The organism is Providencia sp. PROV188 (assembly GCF_027595165.1).
GTDB lineage: Bacteria > Pseudomonadota > Gammaproteobacteria > Enterobacterales > Enterobacteriaceae > Providencia > Providencia lanzhouensis.
Map to the genome: position 1 here is coordinate 2163342 of NZ_CP097291.1, position 25824 is coordinate 2189165.

The 25824-nt window shown below is 43.3% G+C and carries 24 protein-coding genes; 2 read left to right on the forward strand and 22 right to left on the reverse strand.

What is annotated here, in order from left to right:
• The first annotated feature begins 31 nt into the window (after positions 1 to 31).
• Positions 32 to 583: a class IV adenylate cyclase gene (locus M5X66_RS09900; protein ID WP_108477962.1), complete on the forward strand. Its 552-nt coding sequence runs from the start codon at positions 32 to 34 to the stop codon at positions 581 to 583.
• A 54-nt stretch (positions 584 to 637) separates the two neighbouring features.
• On the opposite strand, the gene lolE is transcribed toward M5X66_RS09900, so the two are convergent.
• Genes lolE through lolC form a run of 3 tightly spaced genes read right to left on the reverse strand, consistent with a single transcriptional unit; the run spans position 638 to position 3781 of the window.
• Positions 638 to 1885 carry a lipoprotein-releasing ABC transporter permease subunit LolE gene (gene lolE / locus M5X66_RS09905; RefSeq protein ID WP_036953114.1) on the reverse strand — a complete coding sequence of 416 codons (1248 nt, stop codon included), beginning with the start codon at positions 1883 to 1885 and terminating at the stop codon, positions 638 to 640.
• Positions 1885 to 2586, reverse strand: a complete 702-nt coding sequence (lolD, locus tag M5X66_RS09910) for a lipoprotein-releasing ABC transporter ATP-binding protein LolD (RefSeq protein ID WP_036953112.1) — start codon at positions 2584 to 2586, stop codon at positions 1885 to 1887. Before lolD ends, lolE begins: the two co-directional genes overlap by 1 nt.
• Positions 2579 to 3781 carry a lipoprotein-releasing ABC transporter permease subunit LolC gene (lolC, locus tag M5X66_RS09915; RefSeq protein WP_036953110.1) on the reverse strand — a complete coding sequence of 401 codons (1203 nt, stop codon included), beginning with the start codon at positions 3779 to 3781 and terminating at the stop codon, positions 2579 to 2581. Before lolC ends, lolD begins: the two co-directional genes overlap by 8 nt.
• 227 nt (positions 3782 to 4008) lie before the next feature.
• On the opposite strand from lolC, the gene mfd reads away from it, so the two are divergent.
• Entirely contained in the window at positions 4009 to 7455 is a 3447-nt protein-coding gene (gene mfd, locus M5X66_RS09920; protein ID WP_108477961.1) for a transcription-repair coupling factor, read from the forward strand.
• An 81-nt stretch (positions 7456 to 7536) separates the two neighbouring features.
• Here mfd and M5X66_RS09925 read toward each other — a convergent pair whose 3' ends face one another.
• From M5X66_RS09925 to fabD, 19 genes are all read right to left on the reverse strand, one after another.
• On the reverse strand, positions 7537 to 7899 hold the full coding sequence (locus M5X66_RS09925; RefSeq protein ID WP_154599459.1) for a tetratricopeptide repeat protein: 363 nt from the start codon (positions 7897 to 7899) through the stop codon (positions 7537 to 7539).
• Positions 7900 to 7910: 11 nt separating this feature from the next.
• Positions 7911 to 8513 (reverse strand): UmoD family flagellar biogenesis regulator, encoded by a 603-nt coding sequence (gene umoD, locus M5X66_RS09930; protein WP_036953106.1) that lies wholly within the window; start codon positions 8511 to 8513, stop codon positions 7911 to 7913.
• Between the two features lie 511 nt (positions 8514 to 9024).
• Positions 9025 to 10329, reverse strand: a complete 1305-nt coding sequence (locus M5X66_RS09935; RefSeq protein WP_154599458.1) for an NAD(P)/FAD-dependent oxidoreductase — start codon at positions 10327 to 10329, stop codon at positions 9025 to 9027.
• A gap of 297 nt (positions 10330 to 10626) precedes the next feature.
• A complete protein-coding gene (locus M5X66_RS09940; RefSeq protein ID WP_108477958.1) occupies positions 10627 to 12246 on the reverse strand; it encodes a bifunctional metallophosphatase/5'-nucleotidase in 1620 nt (539 codons plus the stop codon).
• 17 nt (positions 12247 to 12263) lie between these two features.
• Entirely contained in the window at positions 12264 to 13613 is a 1350-nt protein-coding gene (locus M5X66_RS09945; RefSeq protein ID WP_036953100.1) for an OprD family outer membrane porin, read from the reverse strand.
• A 932-nt stretch (positions 13614 to 14545) separates the two neighbouring features.
• On the reverse strand, positions 14546 to 15571 hold the full coding sequence (nagZ, locus tag M5X66_RS09950; RefSeq protein ID WP_036953098.1) for a beta-N-acetylhexosaminidase: 1026 nt from the start codon (positions 15569 to 15571) through the stop codon (positions 14546 to 14548).
• Between the two features lie 65 nt (positions 15572 to 15636).
• A complete protein-coding gene (locus tag M5X66_RS09955; RefSeq protein ID WP_270103492.1) occupies positions 15637 to 16521 on the reverse strand; it encodes a phosphotransferase in 885 nt (294 codons plus the stop codon).
• Positions 16514 to 17107 (reverse strand): penicillin-binding protein activator LpoB, encoded by a 594-nt coding sequence (gene lpoB / locus M5X66_RS09960; RefSeq protein WP_270103493.1) that lies wholly within the window; start codon positions 17105 to 17107, stop codon positions 16514 to 16516. Before lpoB ends, M5X66_RS09955 begins: the two co-directional genes overlap by 8 nt.
• Positions 17104 to 17523, reverse strand: coding sequence for a YcfL family protein (locus M5X66_RS09965; RefSeq protein WP_036953092.1), 420 nt, complete (start codon positions 17521 to 17523; stop codon positions 17104 to 17106). The genes lpoB and M5X66_RS09965 overlap by 4 nt, the downstream gene beginning before the upstream one ends.
• Positions 17524 to 17529: 6 nt before the next feature.
• Positions 17530 to 17880, reverse strand: coding sequence for a purine nucleoside phosphoramidase (hinT, locus tag M5X66_RS09970; protein ID WP_036953089.1), 351 nt, complete (start codon positions 17878 to 17880; stop codon positions 17530 to 17532).
• Between the two features lie 33 nt (positions 17881 to 17913).
• Entirely contained in the window at positions 17914 to 18696 is a 783-nt protein-coding gene (locus tag M5X66_RS09975; protein ID WP_036953086.1) for a metal-dependent hydrolase, read from the reverse strand.
• Between the two features lie 12 nt (positions 18697 to 18708).
• Complete coding sequence (gene holB, locus M5X66_RS09980; RefSeq protein ID WP_154599499.1) at positions 18709 to 19701, reverse strand: DNA polymerase III subunit delta'; 993 nt, start codon at positions 19699 to 19701, stop codon at positions 18709 to 18711.
• A 10-nt stretch (positions 19702 to 19711) separates the two neighbouring features.
• Positions 19712 to 20338 (reverse strand): dTMP kinase, encoded by a 627-nt coding sequence (gene tmk / locus M5X66_RS09985; RefSeq protein ID WP_036953082.1) that lies wholly within the window; start codon positions 20336 to 20338, stop codon positions 19712 to 19714.
• An 8-nt stretch (positions 20339 to 20346) separates the two neighbouring features.
• Entirely contained in the window at positions 20347 to 21369 is a 1023-nt protein-coding gene (gene mltG / locus M5X66_RS09990; RefSeq protein ID WP_154599456.1) for an endolytic transglycosylase MltG, read from the reverse strand.
• A 78-nt stretch (positions 21370 to 21447) separates the two neighbouring features.
• On the reverse strand, positions 21448 to 22275 hold the full coding sequence (pabC, locus tag M5X66_RS09995; protein ID WP_036953079.1) for an aminodeoxychorismate lyase: 828 nt from the start codon (positions 22273 to 22275) through the stop codon (positions 21448 to 21450).
• 148 nt (positions 22276 to 22423) lie between these two features.
• Positions 22424 to 23674 carry a beta-ketoacyl-ACP synthase II gene (fabF, locus tag M5X66_RS10000; protein ID WP_036953077.1) on the reverse strand — a complete coding sequence of 417 codons (1251 nt, stop codon included), beginning with the start codon at positions 23672 to 23674 and terminating at the stop codon, positions 22424 to 22426.
• Between the two features lie 78 nt (positions 23675 to 23752).
• Complete coding sequence (gene acpP / locus M5X66_RS10005; protein ID WP_006660807.1) at positions 23753 to 23986, reverse strand: acyl carrier protein; 234 nt, start codon at positions 23984 to 23986, stop codon at positions 23753 to 23755.
• A 156-nt stretch (positions 23987 to 24142) separates the two neighbouring features.
• Entirely contained in the window at positions 24143 to 24877 is a 735-nt protein-coding gene (gene fabG / locus M5X66_RS10010; protein ID WP_036953075.1) for a 3-oxoacyl-ACP reductase FabG, read from the reverse strand.
• An 8-nt stretch (positions 24878 to 24885) separates the two neighbouring features.
• Positions 24886 to 25818: an ACP S-malonyltransferase gene (gene fabD / locus M5X66_RS10015; RefSeq protein WP_036953073.1), complete on the reverse strand. Its 933-nt coding sequence runs from the start codon at positions 25816 to 25818 to the stop codon at positions 24886 to 24888.
• Positions 25819 to 25824 lie beyond the last annotated feature (6 nt).

Consider the following 25824-nt stretch of genomic DNA (forward strand, 5'->3'; position numbering starts at 1 on the left):
TCCATCATTTAAAACAACCTTGGATAATAGAATGAGTGACCATTTTGTCGGGAAATTTGAAGTCGAAATTAAGTTCAAACTACCCAATTCTGACACTTTTCTTAAGCAGCTTATCAATGATAATGCTGAAGCATTTACCGTAAATAATCATGAGGTTGATGACTTTTTTGACTATCAAGATGGGCAGTTAGCCGCGCAAAATATCAGTATGTCCGTGCGGGAGATGACACCCTCAGGGATTAAACTCTGGATAGTCAAAGGACCAAGCAGTGCCGAGTGTAAAGCGATTGATATTGCAGACTGCCAACATGTCAAAAACATGCTGAGCACCTTGGGATATCAATGTTACCTAACGATTGCTAAACAGCGCAGCATCTATTTTCTGGATGATATTCATATCACCATTGATTACTTGGAAGGTATTGGTTGGTTTGCTGAATTTGCGATTATGACAGACGATGAGAGCGAGTTAGACAACTTGTACACCAAATTACTGTCTACCGCGCAACACTATGGTTTTACAGAAGCATTAATTGAAACTCGCAGCTATAAGCAGATGTACCTTGAGAATTTGATGAAATAGCCTTAGATAACATGATGAAACAAGGCGCGACTGTTTCCACTCGCGCCTTATTGATTACTGACCGCTTAGAATGCGGGCTGGGTCTAACTTACTTGCGCGTCTTGCTGGATACCAGCTAGCTAATAAGCTCAGAACAACCGCGGTGGACAGCACATAAATCACATCCATCACATGCAGTTCGGAAGGCAGGAAGTCAATAAAATAGATATCCCCTGATAAGATAGGATGACCGATAATCACTTCAAGTCCCTTAATTATTGTGGTTAAATTCAAGGAGATTAGTACCCCCAGCACCACACCGATAAGTGAACCAACCAGCCCCCCGATTAAGCCATACCACAGGAAGATTGCGCGAATTTGCCTATCTTTTGCCCCCAATGTCCGCAGAACTGCAATATCACTGCTTTTATCTTTGACTGCCATCACTAGCGTAGAGACAATATTAAAACAAGCGACCCCGATGACTAAAATCATCGCCAAGTACATGACACTACGAACCACTTGAATGTCGTTGTACATATAGCCGTAATCGCCTATCCAGCTTTTCACGACCACATGATGCATCGTTTTAAGCCCAGCGTCATACACCACTTTATCGGCTTCGAAAGGATCTTTAGCTTTAATTTCAAAACCGCTAATGCCGTTTCCATAACCGAGATATTCCTGTGCATCCGCTAGCGGAACTAAAGCAAGCTGATGGTCGAGTAATCCACTTAAACGAAAAATTCCCGTCACTTGGACACGAATACGCTTAGGTTGCTGAATTTTCATGCTGTCATCGGTATTCGGAATCATAATTGTTATCCAATCCCCGACTTTTACATTCAGCGAATTCGCCACCCCTTGCCCTAAAATGATTGACTGTTTACCCGCCTCAAAATGTTGCCACGCATCATTTAGGATAAACTCAGGCAATGCACTGACTTGGGATTCCGTCTCGTGAGAAACGCCCATAATCTGGATGGCTTTCAGGTTCGCGCCGCGCTCAAGTAGCCCCGTAAAATTCACATAGGGGCTGACCCCTTGCACTCCCGGCGTTTTACGGATCACATTTTGGGCAAATTCCCAATCTTGATAAGGGGCTTCAACCGCGTAGATTTGCCCGTGAGGCACCACCGAGAGCACGCGGTTATTCAGTTCTCGCTCAAAGCCATTCATGGCACTTAAGCCGATAATTAACACCGCCACACCTAAGACAATGCCAAGGGTCGAAACAATCGACACCAAAGACACCATTTCTGTCCGGCGACGTCCTCGGCTAAATCGCAATGCCGCTAATAGCGTCAGAGGCATTTTAATCATTACATTGCCCCCAGCGTAATTTCCTGTTGCAAATGACCATCACGCATTTCTAAACGTCGGGATAGACGACTCGCCAGTTTCATATCATGGGTGACCACTAAAAATGCCGTTTTTTGCTTGCGGTTTAGTTCACCCAATAATTCAAAAATCGCATCCGCATTACGCAAATCGAGGTTACCTGTTGGTTCATCCGCCAGCACTAACGCGGGGTCATTCACCAATGCACGAGCAATAGCAACACGTTGGCGCTCACCACCAGATAATTCAGATGGGCGATGATTGGCTCGGTGCTCTAACCCTACCGCTTTTAACATTTCGGTGGCTTTCGCAAACGCCGTTGCTTTCGCAACACCGCCAATTAACAGTGGCATCGCCACATTTTCTAATGCTGTAAAATCAGGTAATAAATGGTGGAATTGATAAATAAAACCGAGGTCTTTATTACGAATTGCCGCACGGGCGTCGGAAGAAAGCTGATTAATCTGCTGCCCACGGAAAATGACATTACCTTGAGATGGCGTATCTAACCCGCCAAGCAGGTGTAATAAGGTACTTTTACCGGAACCTGAGCTACCCACGATAGCCATAGTTTCGCCTTCATTCATCGTGAAGCTGACATTCTTTAACACTTCTGTGGAGAGTGCGCCTTCTTGATAAATCTTACTTAAATGTTCACAGACCAGAAGTGGTTGGTTATTCATATCGTAAAGCCTCAGCAGGTTGTACCGCTGCCGCACGCCAAGAAGGATAAAGCGTCGCCAGCAAAGAAATCAGCATCGCGCACAGCGCAATAATTAAAATACCCGGATAATCGAGTACAATCGGGAGTGCCACTCCCCGTGGTAATAAGCCAATTAACGGCATAATTACGTTCAATTGGCTCGATAGCAGCGTACCCAACACGGTACCAATCAATGTACCGATAATGCCCGCGCCCGCACCTTGGATCATAAAGATAGTCAGGATTTTGCTACGTTTGAGCCCTAAGGTTTTCAAAATCGCCACTTCGCCTTGTTTTTCCATGACTAATAAGGATAACGACGTAATGATATTAAAGGCCGCTACCGCAATAATCAGACTCAGCAGCAGACCCATCATGTTTTTTTCCATTCTTACTGCTTGGAAAAATTCGCCTTTACGCTCACGCCAATCTGTCCAAACTAACCCTTCCGGCAGTGTCTGTTTGCTCGCCACATCCACTTGCAGAGGTTCGTCCAGATATAAACGCCAGCCAGTAATATTTCCGGTTGGATAACGTAGCATTCGCGCTGCATCAGGCTGAGCAACAATCAATTCGCTCGTATCCGCTTCGCCATTCGTTTGAAAAATACCCGCAACCGTAAATAAACGCTGGCTAGGTATACGCCCCATTGGGGTTAATTGGCTCACGCCGGGAATAATCAAGCGTACTTGGTCGCCGCGTTTTACGCCGAGGGTTTCCGCCAGTCGATTACCGAGAAAAACGTTGTATTCCCCATCGATTAAATCACGGCGATCCCCGCTTATCAGCTTATCGAGTAACAAGGAGGACTCATCGGAACGAATTCCTCCCATCACTCCCACTCCTACGTTAGTTCGACTTTGTAAAACCACTTCCGACTGAACAATCGGCTCAATTTTCTTAACGCCTTTGAGGTTTTTTAAGTCCGTGATGGGATGTTGATTGGGATCGATATTTCCCGTATTTGAGGTCAATATGGCCTGTGGCATATAAGCAAGTATGCTATCTTGTAACGAACGTTCAAAACCATTCATCACAGACGTCACGGCAATCAATGCCGCAACACCAAGGGTTATGCCTATTGCCGACAAGCTGGACACAAAACGTCCAAATTTATCGACTGCGCGCCCACGCATATAGCGCAGACCTATAAAGAGTGAGACAGATTGATGCATGAAAACGTAATGTCCCTGTTGCCAAAGCGAAGTGTTCAGGGATAATAAAGGGTACGATTGATGAATGGAACCACCCAACCGCGCTTTTGTGGTTTTTTTTATTATAAATACTATTTGTTTAGATCACTTTCAGACTACTCAATGAGTTCTGTGGGTCGTTTAATTAATTTTTAATTGCCTAACTAATCATTAATTAACTAGTTAGCTATGAGAAGCTGAATATTTCTATGTCGTCAAATTATCGTTATGAACTGCCCAGTCGTGCTGGAGATGTCCGCCATTTAGGCTGCTTAATTGGTGCTGCGGGTCCCTTAGAATGCGCAGAAATGATTGAACGCCATCAAGGTCCTGTCGTGATTGTTACGCGTGATATGCAAAACGCATTACGCGTTCGTGATGAACTTCAACAGTTTACCCAACATCCTATAGAGACACTGTCGGATTGGGAAACGCTACCCTACGATAATTTTTCGCCGCATCAAGAAATCATTTCTCACCGTTTATCCACTCTATACCGCTTGCCAACACTGCAAAAAGGGGCGCTGATCCTCCCCGTTAATACCTTAATGCAGAAGGTATGCCCTGCTGATTTTCTAACGGGACATGCTTTAGTGATGGCTAAAGGCGATAAGCTCTCACGCGATAGCCTGCGAGACGAACTAGATAAAGCCGGATATCGCCATGTTGAGCAAGTACTTGAGCATGGTGAATATGCGATTCGCGGAGCATTACTCGACTTATTCCCAATGGGTAGCGACCTGCCATTTCGTATCGACTTTTTTGATGATGAAATTGATAGCCTACGCACCTTTGACGTCGATACCCAACGCACTTTAGAAGAAGTCAGCGCAATCAACTTGTTGCCAGCTCACGAGTTTCCGACCGATAAAGACGCTATCGAGCGTTTTCGTAGCCAATGGCGCGAACGTTTTGAAGTTCGTCGTGATCCGGAACATATCTATCAGCAAGTGAGTAAAAACACCCTGCCAAGTGGGATTGAGTATTGGCAGCCACTGTTTTTCGCTGAACCGTTGCCCTCTTTATTTGAATATTTACCCGCTAACACCCTATTTGTTTCGCAAAATCTGCAAGAACCCGCAGAGCGGTTCCAGCAAGATGCTCAGCAACGCTATGAAAGCCGTGGTGTTGACCCAATGCGCCCATTGCTTCCCCCTGCCGAGTTATGGTTAACCGTCGAACAGCTGAATCAAAACTTAAAAAATTGGCCTCGGGTACAGCTGTCTACGGAAAAATTACCGAAGAAAGCCGCCAATACCAATTTAGACTATCAGCCACTTCCGGATATTAGCACTCAAGGGCAAAGTAAAAACCCATTAGAAAAACTGCGTCAGTTCACCGAACAGTTTGATGGCACGATTGTGTTCTCCGTGGAGAGTGAAGGACGCCGAGAAACGGTGAGTGAATTACTCGCTCGCCTGAAAATCCGCCCTGAAATTATCAGCAATTATTTTGATCAAACCCAAGACCGTTTTGCCATTACGATTGGCGCAGCAGAGCACGGCTTTATTCAGCCAGAAAGCCACCGCGCATTAATTTGCGAAAGCGATTTACTGGGTGAACGAGTTGTTCGCCGCCGCAGTGACCAACGCCGCACCATCAATACCGATACGCTCATTCGTAACCTTGCAGAGCTACGCCCGGGTCAACCCGTGGTTCATATTGAGCATGGTGTCGGACGCTATCAAGGCTTAATCACCTTAGAAGCGGGTGGTGTTCCCGCCGAGTATTTGATCCTCACCTACGCAGGCGAAGATAAACTGTATGTCCCTGTTTCTTCATTACATTTAATTAGCCGCTATGCAGGTGGAGCCGATGAAAATGCACCGCTGCATAAGTTGGGTAGTGACAGTTGGGGACGCGCTCGCCAAAAAGCGGCGGAAAAAGTGCGAGATGTGGCAGCCGAACTTCTGGATATTTATGCTCAGCGAGCCGCAAAAGCCGGATTCGCCTTCAAACATGATAAAGAGCAGTACCAAGAATTTTGCCAAGGTTTCCCATTCGAAACTACCACCGACCAAGAGATGGCGATTAATGCAGTATTGAGTGATATGTGCCAGCCTCTGGCAATGGATCGCTTAGTCTGTGGCGATGTGGGCTTTGGTAAAACAGAAGTCGCCATGCGAGCTGCATTTTTAGCGGTCAACAATAATAAGCAAGTGGCTGTACTGGTTCCTACCACTCTACTAGCCCAGCAACATTATGATAATTTCCGCGACCGCTTTGCGAATTGGCCAGTACGTATCGAAATGCTATCGCGCTTTAAAACGGCCAAAGAGCAGCAACAAATTATTGCGGAGGCCGCAGAAGGCAAAGTGGATATTTTGATTGGTACCCATAAATTGCTACAAAGCGATATTCAATGGAAAGATCTGGGTTTACTGGTAGTGGATGAAGAGCACCGTTTCGGAGTTCGTCATAAAGAGCGCATTAAAGCGATGCGTGCTGACGTGGATATTCTGACCTTAACGGCGACACCTATTCCACGTACCCTGAATATGGCGATGAGTGGTATGCGGGATTTATCAATTATCGCAACCCCACCCGCTCGCCGCTTAGCCGTAAAAACCTTTGTTCGCCAATATGATGATTTAGTGGTGCGCGAAGCGATTCTGCGGGAAACCTTACGCGGCGGTCAGGTTTATTATCTTTATAATGATGTGGAAAATATCGAAAAAGCCAAAGCGCGTCTTGAAGCCTTAGTGCCTGAAGCGCGATTTGTTGTGGGTCATGGACAGATGCGAGAGCGCGAACTTGAGCGAGTTATGACGGATTTCCACCATCAACGGTTTAATGTCTTGATCTGCACCACGATTATTGAAACGGGTATCGACATCCCAACCGCAAATACCATTATTATTGAACGTGCTGACCACTTTGGTTTAGCGCAGTTGCATCAGCTACGCGGTCGTGTGGGTCGTTCCCATCACCAAGCTTATGCTTACCTGCTGACACCGCATCCAAAAGCCATGACCACCGATGCACAGAAACGCCTTGAAGCAATATCGTCTCTTGAAGATTTAGGGGCTGGGTTTGCGCTAGCGACTCATGACCTTGAAATTCGTGGAGCTGGCGAGCTATTGGGGGAAGACCAAAGTGGGCAGATGACTACCATCGGTTTCACCTTATATATGGAGTTACTCGAAAGTGCGGTCGATGCACTGAAAGAAGGACGCGAGCCATCCCTGGAGGATCTCACCAGTCAGCAAACTGAAGTGGAACTGCGTATGCCAGTACTGCTGCCTGATGAGTATATCCATGATGTGAATATCCGCCTGTCTTTCTATAAACGTATTGCCAGCGCTAAAGATCAGACCGAACTGGATGAGCTGCGTATCGAGCTAATCGACCGCTTTGGTACCTTACCTGATGCAGGTAAATTCTTGCTGTCGACAGCAGGCATTCGTTTACAAGCGCAGAAACTGGGCATGAAGCGGATTGAAGCTCATGAGAAAGGCGGATTTATTGAGTTTAATGAACGCAACAAAGTCGATCCGATGTTCTTAATCAGCTTACTGCAAAATCAGCCGAAAACGTTCCGCATGGAAGGGCCTGTCCGTTTGAAATTCTTCCACGATTTAGCCGACAGAGCGACGCGTTTAGACTTTATCAAGCAGCTAGTCGCTGATTTTGATGAGCATCAGCTGGTATCGTAGGGGCAATCATCCTCAACAAAAAAGCCATCGATTCACTACGATTCGATGGCTTTCTTTTATGTAGTTTTAACCAATAAATGACTACTTTTTATTATCTATCGAATGACCTATCGCTTCTAAGTGTCCCAGAGCATCGCTATTGCCCTGCGCCGCAGATTTCTGAAACCATTCTAAGGATTGGTGAGAGTCATCAGATAAACGCTCACTGGTTTCATACATCATGCCCATCATATATTGCGCTTGAGCATGCCCTTGGCTAGCCGCTTTCAGATACCACTCAATGGCTTTTTCCTCATTCTCTTCAACGCCTTCCCCTACATCATACAGAGTACCAATCTCGTACTGTGCATCGAGGTCACCACTTTTGGCTTTCAACATGAGTTCATTAAATGAGGGGATATTGCGTGACCTGAAACCTAAAAATTCCAGTAATTTTTTCAGCATGCTTTCTCTTTCTACTCAAACATTCCAAAGGTATTTTTACCCGTTTTAACTTCCAGTACGGTAGACGGTTGGTAAGCTTTTGGTAGGTCATCTGGCTTCATACAGTAGAATGGCAAAATGCCTTTTGCCCCTTCACGCAGGGTTTCACATGCCGCTTTACTGGACATGGTTAAATCTAACTGCCCATTTTCATTTAGAGGAATAAACACCGTTGGCTCATACGGCATTCTCACTTTACCAATCGTATCGCCAATACGGTAAATCACATCATAACCCACAATAATCTGCTCTAAACTTTTGGTGATCACACACGTTCTTGGTTCATTGCTGGAGAATGGAGGTAGCGACCTGCCTTGTAAGGATTGGATCATCAAAATGGTTCTGCATTCGCGTTGAGCGGGATGCCAACGAGATAACGACTCTTGCGTGAATGTGCCTAAAATACCCGTGACCGAACAGTTTTCATGTTCCACCATACGCGTTGCCCTAATGGGTTCGGTAGATAAAACAGTGGCAATTTTTACTTCGTCACTGCGCACAAAAGAGAAATAAACGACAGCAATTAGGCAAACAACAACGAATGCGGCTAACAACAACTTAATTTTTAGCTTCATCGCTTGCCCTTTTTTTAAATAGTGAATGTGTTAGCTATTGTAGCTTATCTAGTATCAACTACATTAATTACATACAATAAATATGGTTTTTTAGATTAGTCTGAGTATGAGACATACATCTTATTTACTTACGCGTAATAAGTTTACCGTGAATAGTCGTAAATAATTAACTAAATCCATTTCAATATATTACACCAAATAAAAAGCCCACCTACTACTTTGTTTTATAACAAAAAAAAATAAAAACCCCAATGAATGGATATCATGAGCGATTTAAATTAACAATATGCTGCCTTTTTGTATTAAATCACACTTAACCCAAACTCATTAGGGTAATTAGCTGACTTTATGGCGTTTATTTAATGAATAAATATTTAAAATATATGTACCATTTTAACTGGGTCTATTATTTTAAATACATCTTTATTCTGATTGGAGGATACACACGATTATTCACTGATAACCGTGTATATCCTTGCGATTGCAGAACTGAAAAAACGATAACTACAGATTAATGTAATTTCAGTTTAGGTCGAATAATACGGTTAATGCTGCCAACCAGCATCATTAAGCCCGTTTTTATATAGCCATGTAATGCAATTTGGTGCATGCGATATAGGGAAATGTAGACAAAACGAGCTATACGCCCTTCTACCATCATATCTCCACGCATTAAGTTCCCCATCAAGCTACCTACCGTACTAAAACGAGATAACGAAACTAATGAACCATGATCTTTGTAAATATAGTTTTTCAGTGGCTTATCTTTCATTAATGCCACGATATTGTCATAGCATAAGCTCGCCATTTGATGAGCGGATTGTGCTCTTGGTGGGACAAAACCACCTTCTGGTTTTGCACAAGACGCACAGTCACCAATAGCGAAAATTCCATCATCCAACGTGGTTTGTAATGTCGGCTTAACCACCAACTGATTGATACGGTTTGTTTCTAAACCTGCAATATCTTTCATAAAGTCAGGTGCTTTGATCCCAGCCGCCCACACCATTAAGTCAGCATAAATTTTGCCGTCTTCTTTGGTATTTAAGCCATCGGCATCCGCGCTGGTCACCATGGTCTTGGTTAAAACTTTCACGCCCAATTTATTCAGTTCTTGGTGTGCTGCGCTTGAAATGCGTGGAGGTAGCGCAGGTAAAATACGCTCCCCCGCTTCCACTAGCGTCACATTTAACGCATCAGTGTCTAACCCTTTAAAACCATAGCTTGTTAACTGCTCCACTGCATTATACAGTTCTGCAGAAAGCTCAACCCCCGTTGCTCCACCGCCGACAATGGCGATATTCACTTTTTCTTCCGCATTATCACGTACTGAATAACGCAAGAATAAATTCAGCATTTCATCGTGAAAGCGGTGAGCTTGTGCAGGACTATCAAGGAAAATGCAGTTTTCTTTTACGCCTGGGGTACCAAAATCATTCGAGGCACTTCCCAACGCCATGACTAAAATATCGTAATCAATTTCACGCAATGGCACTAACAGCTCGCCATCTTTATCACGCAATTCACCGAGAACCACTTTTTTGTTTTCTCGGTCGATATTCGTGAGGGAGCCTAATTGGAAGTGAAATGCATTGTGACGAGCATGGGCTAAATAGCTAATAGCATCAACACCATCATCCAGTGAACCTGTCGCCACTTCATGAAGTAATGGCTTCCATAAATGGCTTGGGTTACGATCAATCAGTGTGATATCCGCACGTTTTTTACGCCCTAATTTACGTCCTAAACGTGTTGCCAGTTCTAAACCACCAGCACCACCGCCTACAACAACGATTTTAGGTTGAGTTAAGGTCATACGCCCCTCATATAAAATATATTAATGTTATTTAAGATTTCTAATAACAAAAAACTTAAATAACACTAATTCACCGTCTTTTATTTTGTTTGGGTTTGAAGAATATCATGCTTGGTTATTTGGTCATACCAAATGTTGATGCAAATCAATTTAGTTGATTATTATGACAACGATCACGCTCGTCAAATCATTTTTTGAAAAAAAAGAAACGAGTCAGCTTTATTTAACTTAGAGACAAAAAAGCCCGAGAATGGCGTTATTCTCGGGCTTGGAAACCTAGCATTTTGTGGGGGTATTTTACTTCACTTTCTTAATACGTTCGTCAGTCGGCAACTGAATTGGCGAGTTATCTTTGAAGTATTTCATCAGCGCTTCGTTATCCGGCAGGCTATAGATACGGTCTTTACCTTGTTTAAAGGCAGAGAAACGGCTACCACCGGTTGCCAGAAATTCATTGGCAGCGACACGATAGTTTTTCTTCATATCGATTGGCTTACCATTTAATTTCATTGAGCTTGCAATCACTTTATCGCCTACCGCACGACTGTCATCCCATTCGTAATAAAAACCGTGGGAAACTGGCATGACTTGCGGGCGTTCACGATCCCACTGTTGCTCTAACGCTTGTTTGATTTGCGCGCCAGTTAATGATTGCGTAACGACCACATTCGAGAATGGCTGCACCGTAAAGATATCACCGTAAGTCAGCTCCCCTGCTTTGAGATCAGCACGAATACCGCCGCTGTTCATAAAGGCAATTTGAGCGCCGCCCGCATCTGGAGTCGCAGCAACATATAACTGAGCATCGGCGATAATTTTACCTAATGTTGAATCCCCACCCGCCGCTAGTTTTTTATCCGCCGGCGCACTCAACGTACCCATCACTTGTTCAGCAATCGGTTTGGAGATGCGTTCATAGTTTTGGATAAAACGGCTTAATTGTGGATCTTTCTCATAACGGCTGGTTTCTACCGGAATATTTTTCGCATTAATGCTAACGATATCCTTGGTTTTTCTATCGATTTCAATATTCAATTGAGACAATAATGTCCCGTTAGATTGTGCTGAAATGACTTTTTTTCCATTAATATCACAGTTATACGCTTGATGCGTATGGCCGCTCACCACAAAGTCCACATCCGCATCGAGCTGCTTAACGATCTCGACAATAGGTCCTTTGATGTTATCGCAACGGTTAATATCTTTAACCTTGGTATCCACTTGCTGAGTTGCCCCTTCGTGGATCAAAACACCAATACTGCGAATACCTTGCGCCTTAAGCAATTTCACTTGCTGGTTAATGGTTTCGGCTTCATTTTTAAACTCTAAGCCCGCAGTACCACTTGGTGTAACGATGGCAGGCGTTCCTTCCAGCGTTAAGCCAATAAATGCCATTGGTACGCCATCAAACTTCTTAACGTAATAAGATGGGAATAGCGTCTCACCGGTCTCTTTGACAATCACGTTCGCGGCTAAATAGTTAAAGTCTGCACCAGCAAAAGACTCTTTACCCACACAGCCTGCGGTAGGATGGCATCCACCATTTTGCTTTCTCAGTAACTCGATTTTACCTTTGTCGAACTCATGGTTACCGACTGCACTAGTCTCAAGACCAATTGCGCTAAGCGCTTCAATGGTCGGTTCATCGTAGAACATCGATGACAGTAATGGACTCGCACCCACTAAATCCCCTGCGCCGACAATAATGGTGTTGTCGTTTTCCGCTTTTAATTGCTTAACCAGTGTCGCAATGGATTCGATTCCACCGAGTTTACCATCCCCCGGCGCTTGTAATGCACCGTGGAAATCGTTAATACCAATGACTTGAACTTTTACGGTATCGCTCTGTTTTGTGGCACAGCCTGCTAATAAAGCACCTGATACCAGCAATGTCACTAAACTGATTTTATGATTCATCTATTCATTGCCCTCAATTACATTTTAAAGCGATAAGTGGTTGTCATCGAACCGGATAAAGAATGTGCACGACGCGACTCACCATCATACAGTTTTGGCGTGGAGTTATCAGACTCTTGCTGATGGTGCCAGCCCATACCGCCACTTAATGAAACGGAAAGGTTTTCAGTTGGTTTCCAGTAAGTAAATAAGCCAACCTGACCTTGTTTTAAACGCTCACCGGAGTAAGAGAATTCACTGTAGTTACTGTTAGCCCCGACAGACCAAGTTGGGTTAACTTGATATTCGGCTTTTAACGCCAACATGGTTTCGCCATCACGAACATAGTCGATATCGGCATAGGCTGGTGAGTTAAAACGTCCACGGGTGTTACCAATTGGGTTACGTGCAAATTGCCCTACGCCATTGGTTTTATGTGCGGTGGTATGCGTGATGCCCGTCATTAAAGTCCATGGTGTTTCTGGAACGCGCCACTCAATTTCACCCGCATAGTGCCAAGCACGCTTATCAAAGTTTTGTTTGCCACGTTTGGTATCTGTCGATGTACGCTTACCATCGCTACCATATTCATGACCATAAATTTGAGAAGATAAGGTGATATCTGAGTTAAGTTTATATTTGATCTCTAAACCTTGTTGACGGAAAACATCATCAGCCTGACCAATAAAATAAGAAGCTTTCAATGGTTTGGTGTTGTAGTTAATGCCACCTGTAACCACATGGTTGATATCGTGATTAACACCATTTCCGTCACGGAAATACATTCTGTCAATATTTGGGCTATCACGACGCATCACTTTGCCATCAAGATAGAGCAAATCTAAGTTCCAATCGCTAATTGCGGTGTTGGTATAATAACCATTATAGGTGTTTAAAGATAAACGCTGAGAGTTGGTAAAAATCCCCGTATTTTTCAACGTGAACCAACCCGCTTTACCTTTGAAATTAACAGGTTCAAAATCTAATTTAAATTTAGCGTAACGCTGACCAATTTTGTTATAGCCTTTCGCTTCGCCATCATCGTTATATAAAATTGCTCGAGAGGCGAAGTCTTTACTTGCTGCCAGTTTGATTGCGCCGTAATAAGAAGCATCAAACCCGATAAAATCAGCAAAATACCCTGATTGGTAGTCTAACTGAATATTCTGACCCCAAGCTTGTGCAACTTGTTTTCTGTAACGTTGCTCGTTGGCATCGTAACGGTTTTCTGACTTCAGGTATTTCCACATATTTCGTGTAGAAAGTTCTAATTCAGAATCTGCAACAAATGAGTTTTCCTTGATGGCATTTTCCCAATCGCCAGCATTAGCCCCAAACGCAACGAAACAAGATGGAAACAATATTAACGCTATTTTTTTGACTTTCATTTAAATTAAACCTAGTCGTGATTATTAGAATATAACTACCCGCACCCAATTTTCATTGGGTGTTATGGCACCTTGCTATCTTTCAATAAGTAACAATTTTATTTAGCTTTAATTACTGCAATAGTCTTTAATGATTATTTAATTTAAGTTGCATCCTCTATTCTTTAAGCACAATTTATTTTCTTGGCGTTAAGAATAAAATTTAATTATTTTATAAGTCGAAATAATTAATCCAAACGTGCGAATTTAATTTAAGTTCACACCATGATTTCAAACTTATTTGGGCAATATTCAACCGCACTCTGATAAGGAGCACTTTGCGTTGATATTCATAATGAAAAGTATGCTAACGTAATTTTATGTCAATTAACACGATCAGCGTCACAACAAACCAGATACATTGCAAATCACACATCATTCGATGTGATATCAATCACTTTATTGGCTATTGCAGCTATTAATTGAATTCCATATTTAAACAATAATTTTGCTATTTTAGTCATCTATATTTTAATGAAATGTTATTTACTAAAGTGAAATAACATTTTTATTTAAATCAATAACATTAACCCATAATTCAGACCTTCTATTTAAATAAATGGCTAAGTCAATCATTCTGTTTTTAAGCGATATACTGGTTTGATTAGTTGAAATGAAGAATATTTATCATCTATAGAGAGATTATTTAACGCCAATTAATCATTCTAACTAGGAATTATTCCTAGTTAATTCCATGTAGCAACTAATATTAACGTGTGATTTTTACACACATATTGAATATAGATACAGTATTACTAATCAATTTGGATAATCTCTATCTTTGCTTCTATTCAATTTATATCAATGAGGTTACCCGTAACTTATTCAGTGAATTTAGGATAAAAAAAACCGATGGGTCATTATCCCATCGGTTCAATTTCAACACAGTTTAATTAGCGGTTACGGTGTTCTTGCCATTTTTCATGTAATTCGACTAATTGACGGTGACTTTGCTTCCAACGATCCACCGATTGTAGCTCATTCAGTGAATACTGGCGGCCACTGTGGTACAGCTTAGAAGCGCGGCTGTCACTTTGTTTCGGTAAATTATCCAGTACGCTCACCGCACCTTCTCGATTATTACAAACAAGGATCATGTCACAGCCCGCATTCAATGAGGCTTTCGCTCTCTCTGGGTAACTTCCCATAATGGCAGCACCTTCCATCGATAAGTCATCAGAGAAGATAACGCCATCGAAACCAAGCTGCTCACGTAATACCGATTTTAGCCAGAATGGTGAACCACTCGCAGGACGGTCGTCCGCTTGAGTATAAACCACGTGAGCAGGCATAATCGCATCAAGCAATTCACGCTGAATAAAGTCTTTAAAAATAGACATATCTTTGCCACGAATTTGCTCGAGTGGGCGATCATCTCGTGGCGTTTCTTTATGGGAATCTGCTTTGACGGCGCCATGCCCAGGGAAGTGTTTACCTGTGGTTTTCATTCCTGCGCTGTGCATACCGCGAATAAAACGCTCTGCCATCATCATCGCAATTTCAGGATCTGCATGGAATGAACGCTCACCAATGGCGATGCTTTCATGCCCTAAATCCAGCACAGGTGCAAAGCTAATGTCGATATCCATAGCAATCATTTCTGCGGCCATTAACCAGCCTGCTTCTTGTGCTAATTTAGCACCATCCATCTGATTGTTCAGTTCAGCAAAAGCTTGTGCAGAAGGTAATGCGGTAAACCCATCACGAAAACGCTGTACACGGCCACCTTCTTGATCCACAGCAATCAATAAACGGTGTCTTGATGCATCACGGATTTGTCGCACTAACTCACGCAACTGTGCCGCATCATGGAAGTTACGAGTAAATAAAATCAACCCGCCTACCAGTGGATGAGCTAAAATTTCACGCTCTTCGTTGTCCAGTTCATAACCCTGAACATCCAGCATTATCGGACCCATAACATGCCTCACTTGATTAATTTTCACAAATTCTCGTGTATTCACAGAGATTTTATATTACCCAATCAAAGACCAAAATAGTCTCGTAATGGGGAGGAATCGTTTAAAAACTGCGCTTCTTGACGCTGGCTCCACTGGACTTCATACCACATTAACGTCATGTATTTGACCCACGGCTCCCATTGCAGGCAGTGCTCTGCCAAACGGAATTTATCTTTATAGGCGCCATAGGTGTAGCAATATTGCGTCAAGAAATAATCTCGCTGTTCTACCGTCAAGCTATTGAATTGAAAATAGGTTTCTAAGGACAAACCAATATCGGTATTTGCCGCATATTCCCAATCCACCAGCATTTTTGGTACCCCTTGCTCACACAGCACATTGCCCGGATGAATATCCATATGAGCGGGTGCGAGCTTTAATACCTTTGGCATTGGCGTGCGTAGAAAGCGACGATGTACCCGCTTCCAGCGTGCAGAGACTCTTTTATTATCAATTAAATAGCCATAATGAGCAATCTCATTACGTAACGGTAATCGGTAATTTAATACGTCATGATTATGGAGCTTAGCAACGATCTCTGCCAAGTTTTTTTGAAATTCAGAGGAAAGAAATTGTTCGCAGCTAGGATGGTCTCCATCAACCCATTCCAATAATAACCAATGGGTATTACGCCAGATGACTTGAGGTGAATAAGGAAAATCTTTCAGTTGCTTAAGAATATGCGCTTCTTTACGGCGATTAACATACAACGCATTTTGCGCTTGCCCATCTGAGCGGGCGATTAATTTGATGGAAGGAACCGTATCTTGAGTTTGAGTAGCGTATCGCTTTTCAACTAAATAGCTGCCACCTGATAACCCTGCTAATGGCGAGACTTCCCAGCATGATGCTAAAACAGCTGGGAAGCATTCAGCAAGTAATGCAAACAGTGATGATTGATTACTCAATACTCTGTTTTCCAAACCACACAATCTCACCGGTTTGCACGTCCATTAACTGCATTTCAATGCTGCGTTCTTTAGAAGAGCCTGACATGACACTGTAAATCACATATTGCGCTTGGACGTAACGTCCTAAACCAATCGCTTTACTGCGAGTTACCAGACTATCATCCTGCGACAGTCCCAATGTTTTACGGGCAGCACTGACGACGCCTTGAGGAACCACTTTAAACTTATTGGTTTTCATGACTTCACTGGTTAATGCAGCCGTGACTGCCTGTGAAGGTAAACTTCCGCTGGTATTATTTTTGACAGAATCGACCAGCAAAACTTTGCCACTTTCAACACCATCGTCCGCCACCATTTTCTTGACTAACGGCTGTAATGCCCCAGCCCAATCAATGGTTTGCTGCTTTGGTGGCATCGGTACTGTGTCTGTTGGTGGTGGAGGTGTTAATTCCGGCTGCTTTTCAGGCTGTTTCGGTGTTACACTCGGTTCAACTGGAACAATCGGGGGTTTAGGCCCTTGAGGGACTGACGGACAACCTGCCAAAATAAATGCTGTTGCTGCGACCAATAAGATCCGTTTCATTGTGACTCTCCAGCTATTGAAGGTAAGAAAACATAGATACGCGCATTACGTGCAAGCGGGGATGTTGTGACCTCTTTTAGCATCACTGACGAATTAGCAGGGATGACTTGAGATTGACTCTTTGTTGAATCCACTCTCAGTCCTTGCTCGTCATACCAAAAGATACGATACATCACAGTGACCGGTTTCTTTTCAATATTGCTCATATTGATAGTTGCGGTCGCCGTTACACTACCGACCTTGATCACTGGTTTTTCTACAATCACGCCCGCTGCTAGCACGGAAGGCTCCATCACGATGCGCTGCTGATCATTAAATGATAACCCTGTTTTTTTATTCCAAGCACAACCACTGAGAAACAACATGAGTAAGCTCAGTGTGGCGATGTATTTTAAGGTTGATGCAGCACGTTTCATGATGAATTACTTAGCCAACAATGGGCCTAATGGACGTCCCCCCACTAAGTGCATATGAATGTGGAAGACTTCTTGCCCTGAATGCTTGTTACAGTTCATAATCAGGCGATAGCCATCTTCAGCAATCCCTTCTTCTTTCGCAATTTTCGCCGCCACGGTAAATAAGCGACCTAATGCCAGCTCATCATCGATCGTCACATCATTCACGGTTGGAATTAATTTGTTCGGAATAATCAAAATATGCGTCGGTGCTTGTGCCGCGATATCACGAAATGCAGTGACCAGTTCGTCTTGATAGACGATCTCAGACGGGATTTCACGTCGAATAATTTTACTGAAAATAGTCTCTTCTGCCATGACAAATTCCTTAATAATTTAATCGTTATCTATTTATTGCCCAACGTGTAAATGGAATAAACGGTTGAAGTTTTCTGTGGTAATTTGTGCCATTTCCTCAACACTCACCCCTTTCAATACAGCCATATACTCCACCACATCACGCACATACGCAGGTTGGTTCTCTTTACCACGATGCGGTACTGGGGCTAAATAAGGTGAATCTGTTTCCACTAAAATTCTATCTAATGGCACAACTCGCGCTGCTTCTCGGATCTGTTCAGCATTACGGAACGTGACAATACCAGAAAAAGAGATATACATCCCTAAATCCAGTAAATCGATGGCCGTTTGTTGGTCTTCCGTAAAGCAATGCAACACACCGCCACACTCGTCAACTTTCTCTTCACGTAAAATAGTCAGTGTATCTTCTCGAGCGGAACGAGTATGCACAATCACGGGCTTATTCACTTGACGACCAATACGAATATGCTGACGAAATGACTCTTGCTGTAGTGCCGCATTCTCTTGCTGATAATAGTAATCTAAGCCCGTTTCACCGAGCGCGACCACTTCACTGCCCGCCGCTAATTGCGCCAATTTTTCAAAATCATAACCTTCATCCAAGTTCAATGGATGAATACCGCAAGAAAACGCGACATTGTCGCGCTTTCCAATTAACTGTTTCATGCTTTCAAAACCTGGCAAAGTGGTTGCCACGGCTAACATAAAGCCGACATCTCGTGCAGATGCCTTTGCAATAACATCATCGACGTTAGTGTGTAGTTTTTCGTAATCTAAACAATCGAGATGGCAGTGTGAATCAACAACAAACATAGTCTACTCTTTTTATCTTGAAGGCGAAGCGAATAACGCTTCCCAGTGTAATAATTGGTTGGTCAGGATCAATTCCTGATTCAGTGCAGGCACGGTTAATAGCTGGTAACGACACCCTTGCCACTGGCTATACACATCCAATAGCTGCGAGCTGCTCATGGATGTAGCCAACAAAGTGACGCACGCCATTTTATCTTGGTTAACAACATATTGCCCTGCTTTTTGCTGCAATTTTATGCCATCGGCAATTAACCCGAGTAGCCAATTAATGCATTCAGGTCCATTGTCAGTATTTAACGCTGGCAAAAGCTTTAAAAAATCTTTCTGACGTAAGCTCTGCTCTAACTCATTGCACAATAGCTGACGTCGTTGCCACTGCTCCGGCTTAAGCAACTGTAATGCGGCAACAGGAGCACCTTGACACAATGTTAACGCAGTCACAGCATCTTCTGCGGATAAGCCCGCCTGCTGTTTTTGCAGCCAATACAACGCAACTTGCTGATCCGGTGCAGGTAAAAAATGAGTTAAACAGCGACTTCTTAATGTCGCCAGCAAACTATCAATTTTTTCACAACCTAATAAAAAGTAGGTTTGCCCTGCGGGCTCTTCTAAGGTTTTGAGCAGCGCATTAGCCGCGGCATCCGTCAGTGCTTGTGCATCGGGAATGGAAATGACTTTTGCACCACTTTGCTGTGCATGACCACTTAACGTTTCTGTCAGTTTACGAACCGCATCAACACTGATGGTTGTTTTCCCTTTTTCAGGCTCTAGAACATGATAATCAGGATGTGTACCTGCCAACATTAAGCGGCAGCTATGGCACTCTCCACAGCTTTTTAAACCGTCTTTATCTTGGCAAATCAACCAACGGCTCACGCCATAGCTTAATGCCTCAGCCCCATTGCCCGCTATTGAGTGAATCAACAACGCGTGGTGTCCACGTCCTGCTTGATAGGCGCTAATTAATTGACGATAAGTCTCATTAAGCCACGGATACCAATTCATCATTAGTGCCTTATTTTGCCAGCCACGTCAGTAAAGTACTGCGAATATCGGCTTGCACCTGTTCAATATTTTGGCTCGCATCGATGGTTAAAATCGTGTCGTCTGCCGCTGCCAATTCTAAATAACGCGCTCGAGTACGTTCAAAGAAAGCCAGTGATTCTTTCTCAATACGGTCTAATTCACCGCGAGAGCGGGCGCGTTGTAAACCCAATTCTGGCGGTAAATCTAAATAGAGCGTCAGTGCAGGTTTAAATTCACCAAGGACGAGGTCTCTTAATGAAGCCATTAAATGGCGGTCGATTTCACGGCCACCACCTTGATAAGCTTGGGAGGATAAATCGTGTCTGTCACCGATAACCCATTTTCCTGCAGAAAGCGCAGGCTTGATGACGGTATCAACTAACTGAACACGCGCCGCGTACAACATTAATAGCTCAGCTTTGTCGGTGACTCTATCACCTTCAATGCCTTGCTTTATCAATTCACGTAGTTTTTCCGCAAGCGGCGTACCACCCGGTTCACGGGTAAACACCATATCATGGATGCCAGCTTGTTTTAATGTGTCAACAACGGTATTGATTGCCGTCGTTTTACCCGCACCTTCTAATCCTTCAATAACAATAAATTGGTTTTTCATTTCGTTTATCAATTCTTTTGCTCAATTTGTCGGTAAACCTTAACAGCGCGGTTATGGTCGTTAAGATTGCGACTAAAAGTATGTCCGCCTGTACCGTCGGCGACAAAGTATAAATAATCTGTTTTTGCTGGATGAGCTGCCGCTTTTATCGAAGCCAGACCCGGCATGGCAATTGGTGTTGGCGGTAAACCATCGATTTTATACGTGTTATACGCGGTATAGTTATCCAAATCACTACGGTAAATTTTACCACGATAGTTTTCCCCTAACCCGTAGATAACCGTAGGATCTGTTTGTAAGCGCATATTTTTCTTCAAGCGATTCACAAACACCGAAGCAACCTGCGCACGTTCGTTGTCCACGCCAGTCTCTTTTTCAACAATCGATGCCATGATCAACATTTCATAGGCATTCTTATAGGGTAGATCTTTATCGCGACCTTTCCACTCTTCGTCCACCGCAGCTTGCATGCGTTTATAAGCGCGCTTGAGTATCTCAACGTCGCTGGTTCCCGCAGTGTATAAATAGGTATCGGGGTATAACCAACCTTCGAGGTTATCTCCCTCTTTAAAATCCAGCATGGCATAAAGCTCAGTTGGCGTAGCATCTTGAGTTTTATGTTGCATATAGGGAGCATCACGCAAAATATTGCTCCAATCAGCCAATTTGTTACCTTCAATAAAACGAATACTAAATTGTGCTTCTTTTCCACTGGCGATCAACGCTAATAATTGCTCCACAGTCATATTTGGCTGTAAGCGATAGGTGCCCGCTTTGAATTGAGCTAATTCAGGACGCGCTTTAAGAAGAAGTTGGAAATTATGCCCTTCTTCAATGAATTTTTCTTTGATAAGCAACGCTTCTAAGGCCACTCGCCCTGTTCCAGAAGGCACAGTAAAAATTGTTTCTTGGACAATGTTTATGGGCTTTTTCGCATAATCAAGAATTTGGCGATATTGCAGATACACCACAATCGCGCCAATAACCGCAAGGACAAAGACAATCAGTGTTATTTTTTTCGCTAATTTCATTATGGGTCACTTAAGTGCATTGTTTGTCGATGAATAATTGTTTGTCGATGAATGATATAAGTTAAATAGTTATCAGCTTTAAATTTGTCGCTGTAATAGTAAATACTCAAACAGTTCTCTTGATTGATAACGGATTGTTTTATCTTCTGAAAACCGAATACTTTTCACCGGTAAAACAGGCATTAAAGCATTGCAAATAATCACTTCATCACATTGAGTCAAAATGGCGGGAAAGCGCTCGACTTCTGCCAGATGGTACTGACTATTATTGAGCTGTGCTATGATCTTTTGTCTCATTAATCCATTGACGCCGGAGTGACTAAGAATCGGAGTGTAAACATCACGCCCTATACGCCAAAAAATATTGGCGCTACAGCATTCAACGATGGCGCCATTCGTATCTAACACCACGGCCTCGTCTAATTTTGCATCATCAATTTCTTGGCGGATCAACACTTGCTCTAATCGATTTAAGTGCTTCATGCCAGCTAAGAGTGGATTGCGGCTTAATGGAATTTGACTGAGCAACAACGACGCCCCTTGGCACTGTAATGCTGCGTAGTGTTTTGGGAAAGGAGAAACCATCACGATAATTGTCGGATGTTCAAATCCTTGAGAGCTATAACCTCGACCGCCCTGACCACGACTTAACATGACTTTCACCACAAACTCTTCATCCGTTTGCTGCTCACAAACCTCTTCAATATGTCGCGTCAGTTGTGGCCAATCTATCACCGGTAATTTGAGACGAGCAGAATCCTGCTGTAGGCGTAAAATGTGCTTATCTAACATCTTTGCTTGTTGATTCACACCATGGATAGTCGTAAAGCAGCCATCACCAAAGGCGATAGCGCGATCGGTAATATCAATTTGTTGACAAGAAACCCTGTTAACCCAATAAGTCATGACCATTTCTTATAATAAAAGCTGATAAATCAGGCAGTAACATAGTGTGTAATATCATAAACTAAAGCAAAGAGTACTGCAAAAAGAAGGTAAAAATAAAGCCCCAGTATCAAAGACACTGGAGCTTAGAAATGCACGGTATTATTGATTATTCCGCGTGATAACGACGGAAAATTAAGGAACCGTTAGTACCACCAAAGCCGAATGAGTTACACAGAGCATACTCCATGTTTTCAACTTTACGGGCTTCACCCGGAACAAAATCAAGCTTACAACCCTCATCAGGATTATCTAAGTTGATTGTTGGTGGAATGATTTGGTCACACAGAGACAGAATAGTAAAGATAGATTCAATCGCACCCGCAGCACCTAATAAGTGACCTGTCATGGATTTTGTTGAACTGACTAATACATTCGTGTCTTCACCAAATACAGAGATAACCGCTTGCGCTTCCGCTAAGTCACCTGCTGGTGTTGATGTACCGTGAGCATTGATATAGCCAATATCACTTGGCTTAATGCCTGCATCATTTAGCGCATTCACCATCGCTAATGCAGCGCCTTCACCATTTTCTGGTGGTGACGTCATGTGGTAAGCATCACTGCTCATACCAAAGCCTGCGACTTCTGCGTAAATTTTCGCACCACGCGCTTTAGCATGTTCATATTCTTCAAGTACGATAACCCCTGCACCATCACCCAGAACAAAACCGTCACGGTCTTTGTCCCATGGGCGACTAGCCGCTTGTGGGTCATCATTACGGGTTGATAATGCACGTGCTGCACCAAAGCCAGCGACACCTAATGGTGTTGTTGCTTTTTCGGCACCACCTGCCAACATCACATCAGCATCACCATACGCAATCATACGTGCTGCGTGCCCAATATTATGAACACCAGAGGTACATGCAGTAGCGATTGAGATGCTAGGACCACGAAAGCCATACATAATGCTTAAGTGACCAGCAACCATATTGATGATTGTTGAAGGTACGAAGAATGGGCTCACTTTACGAGGACCGCCGTGTAACATAGATTCACAGTTGTCTTGAATGAGACCTAACCCGCCAATACCAGAACCAATCGCCAAACCGATACGAGTAGCATTGGCTTCTGTTACTTCCAATTCAGCATCTTTGATAGCTTGATAGCCCGCAGCAATACCGTATTGAATAAATGGGTCCATCTTCTTCGCATCTTTGCGAGAGATGTCAAAATCTTCGTAGTTGAAATCTTTTACTAAGCCAGCAAATTTAGTTGCGTGGTTAGTAGTATCAAAATGATCGATTAGGCTGATACCACTCTGTCCGTCACAAACAGCTTTCCATGATGACTCAACTGCGTTGCCGACAGGAGATAACATGCCCAGTCCGGTTACGACTACACGACGCTTAGACACGTATGTCCTCCAAGGAGGGAATTAGTTACAAAAGAAACATAGGCGATCGAATGATCGCCTAGATAAGTTTTACCGCTATTACTCAGATGCTTTGACGTAGTCAATTGCAGCCTGTACTGTAGTGATCTTTTCAGCTTCTTCGTCAGGGATTTCGCAATCGAACTCTTCTTCCAGAGCCATAACCAGTTCTACTGTGTCAAGAGAATCAGCGCCCAAGTCATCAACAAATGAAGCTGTATTCACAACTTCTTCCTCTTTAACACCCAGTTGTTCAACGATGATTTTCTTAACGCGTTCTTCGATAGTGCTCATACTATTAAAATTCCTATCAAAACTCGCTTTCGCGATGGTTTTCGTAGTTTATGAAATACAGGAAAAGATACAACCCAATCCCGGCTGTGGAAACCATTATTTTGCATAATTTTGTATTAGATAACACAAAAATATGCAAATGGTTCCCTCATTTCTTTAGATCATGTACATGCCACCATTGACATGCAATGTTTCACCTGTGATGTAAGCAGCTTCGTCAGAAGCTAAAAATGCTACAGCACTGGCAATTTCTTGTGCATCACCCAGTCTATTCGCAGGAACCTGAGATAAAATGCCTGCACGTTGTTCGTCTGTCAATGCCTTAGTCATATCAGTTTCGATAAAACCAGGCGCTACAACGTTAACAGTGATACCACGAGAAGCGACTTCTCGAGCTAATGATTTACTAAAACCAATCAGCCCAGCTTTCGCTGCCGCGTAGTTTGTTTGTCCCGCATTTCCCATGACACCCACAACAGATGCGATAGAAATAATACGCCCACAACGCTTTTTCATCATGGCACGCAAAACGGATTTAGACAAACGGTAAACGGATGAAAGATTCGTGTCAATAATATCTTGCCACTCATCATCCTTCATACGCATCAATAAGTTATCACGCGTAATACCAGCATTATTAACTAAAATATCAATTTCGCCAAATTCCGCACGGATCTGGGTCAATGTTTCTTCAATTGATGCTGGATCTGTCACGTTTAACGCTAAGCCTTTACCTTTGCCATCTAAATAGGCAGTAATTGCTTGCGCGCCTTTTTCGCTTGTTGCAGTACCGATAACGGTCGCACCGCGTGCAGTCAAGGTTAAAGCAATCGCTTTACCGATCCCACGGCTAGCACCAGTTACCAGTGCAATTTTTCCTTCAAAGCTCATTGTCGTCCTCAGATAGTTTCTAAAGCCGAGTCTAATGATACAGGATCATTGACTGCAACGGCAGTTAAATTAGAGACAATTCGCTTGGTTAGACCAGTCAGGACTTTACCTGGACCCATCTCAACCAATTGCTCAATGCCTTGTTCTGCCATGAATTCGACTGTTTCAGTCCAGCGCACCGGATTATATAATTGGCGCACTAATGCATCACGGATATTTTTCGCAGACGTTTCCATTTTAACATCAACGTTGTTAATAACTGGATAGGTCGGCTCACAAAATTCAATTTTTTCTAATGCTTCAGCTAATTTATCTGCAGCTGGCTTCATTAATGCACAGTGGGAAGGCACGCTTACAGACAGTGGCAATGCACGTTTTGCGCCGGCTTCTTTACAAGCAGCACCTGCACGCTCAACCGCAGCTTTCTCACCCGCAATAACAACTTGACCCGGTGAGTTAAAGTTAACAGGTGAAACCACCTGCCCTTGTGCTGCATCCTTGCATGCTTTCTCGATAGATTCGTTATCTAAACCGATGATTGCATACATTGCGCCCGTGCCTTCAGGAACCGCTTCTTGCATCAGTTTACCGCGCAGTTCCACTAATTTAATGGCTTGTTTGAAGTCGATAACGCCCGCACAAACTAGCGCTGAATATTCTCCAAGGCTGTGACCTGCCATCAATGCAGGCATTTTGCCATTTTTTGCTTGCCAAACACGGAAGATAGCTACAGACGCTGCTAATAATGCGGGTTGAGTCTGCCATGTTTTATTTAACTCTTCTTCGGGTCCATTTTGAACTAGTGCCCAGAGATCGTAACCCAATGCTTCAGACGCTTCAGCGAATGTTTCTTTAACCAGCTGATTTTGTTCTGCTAAATCAGCTAACATTCCTAAAGACTGGGAACCTTGTCCCGGGAATACCATAGCAAATTGTGTCATGTTTGT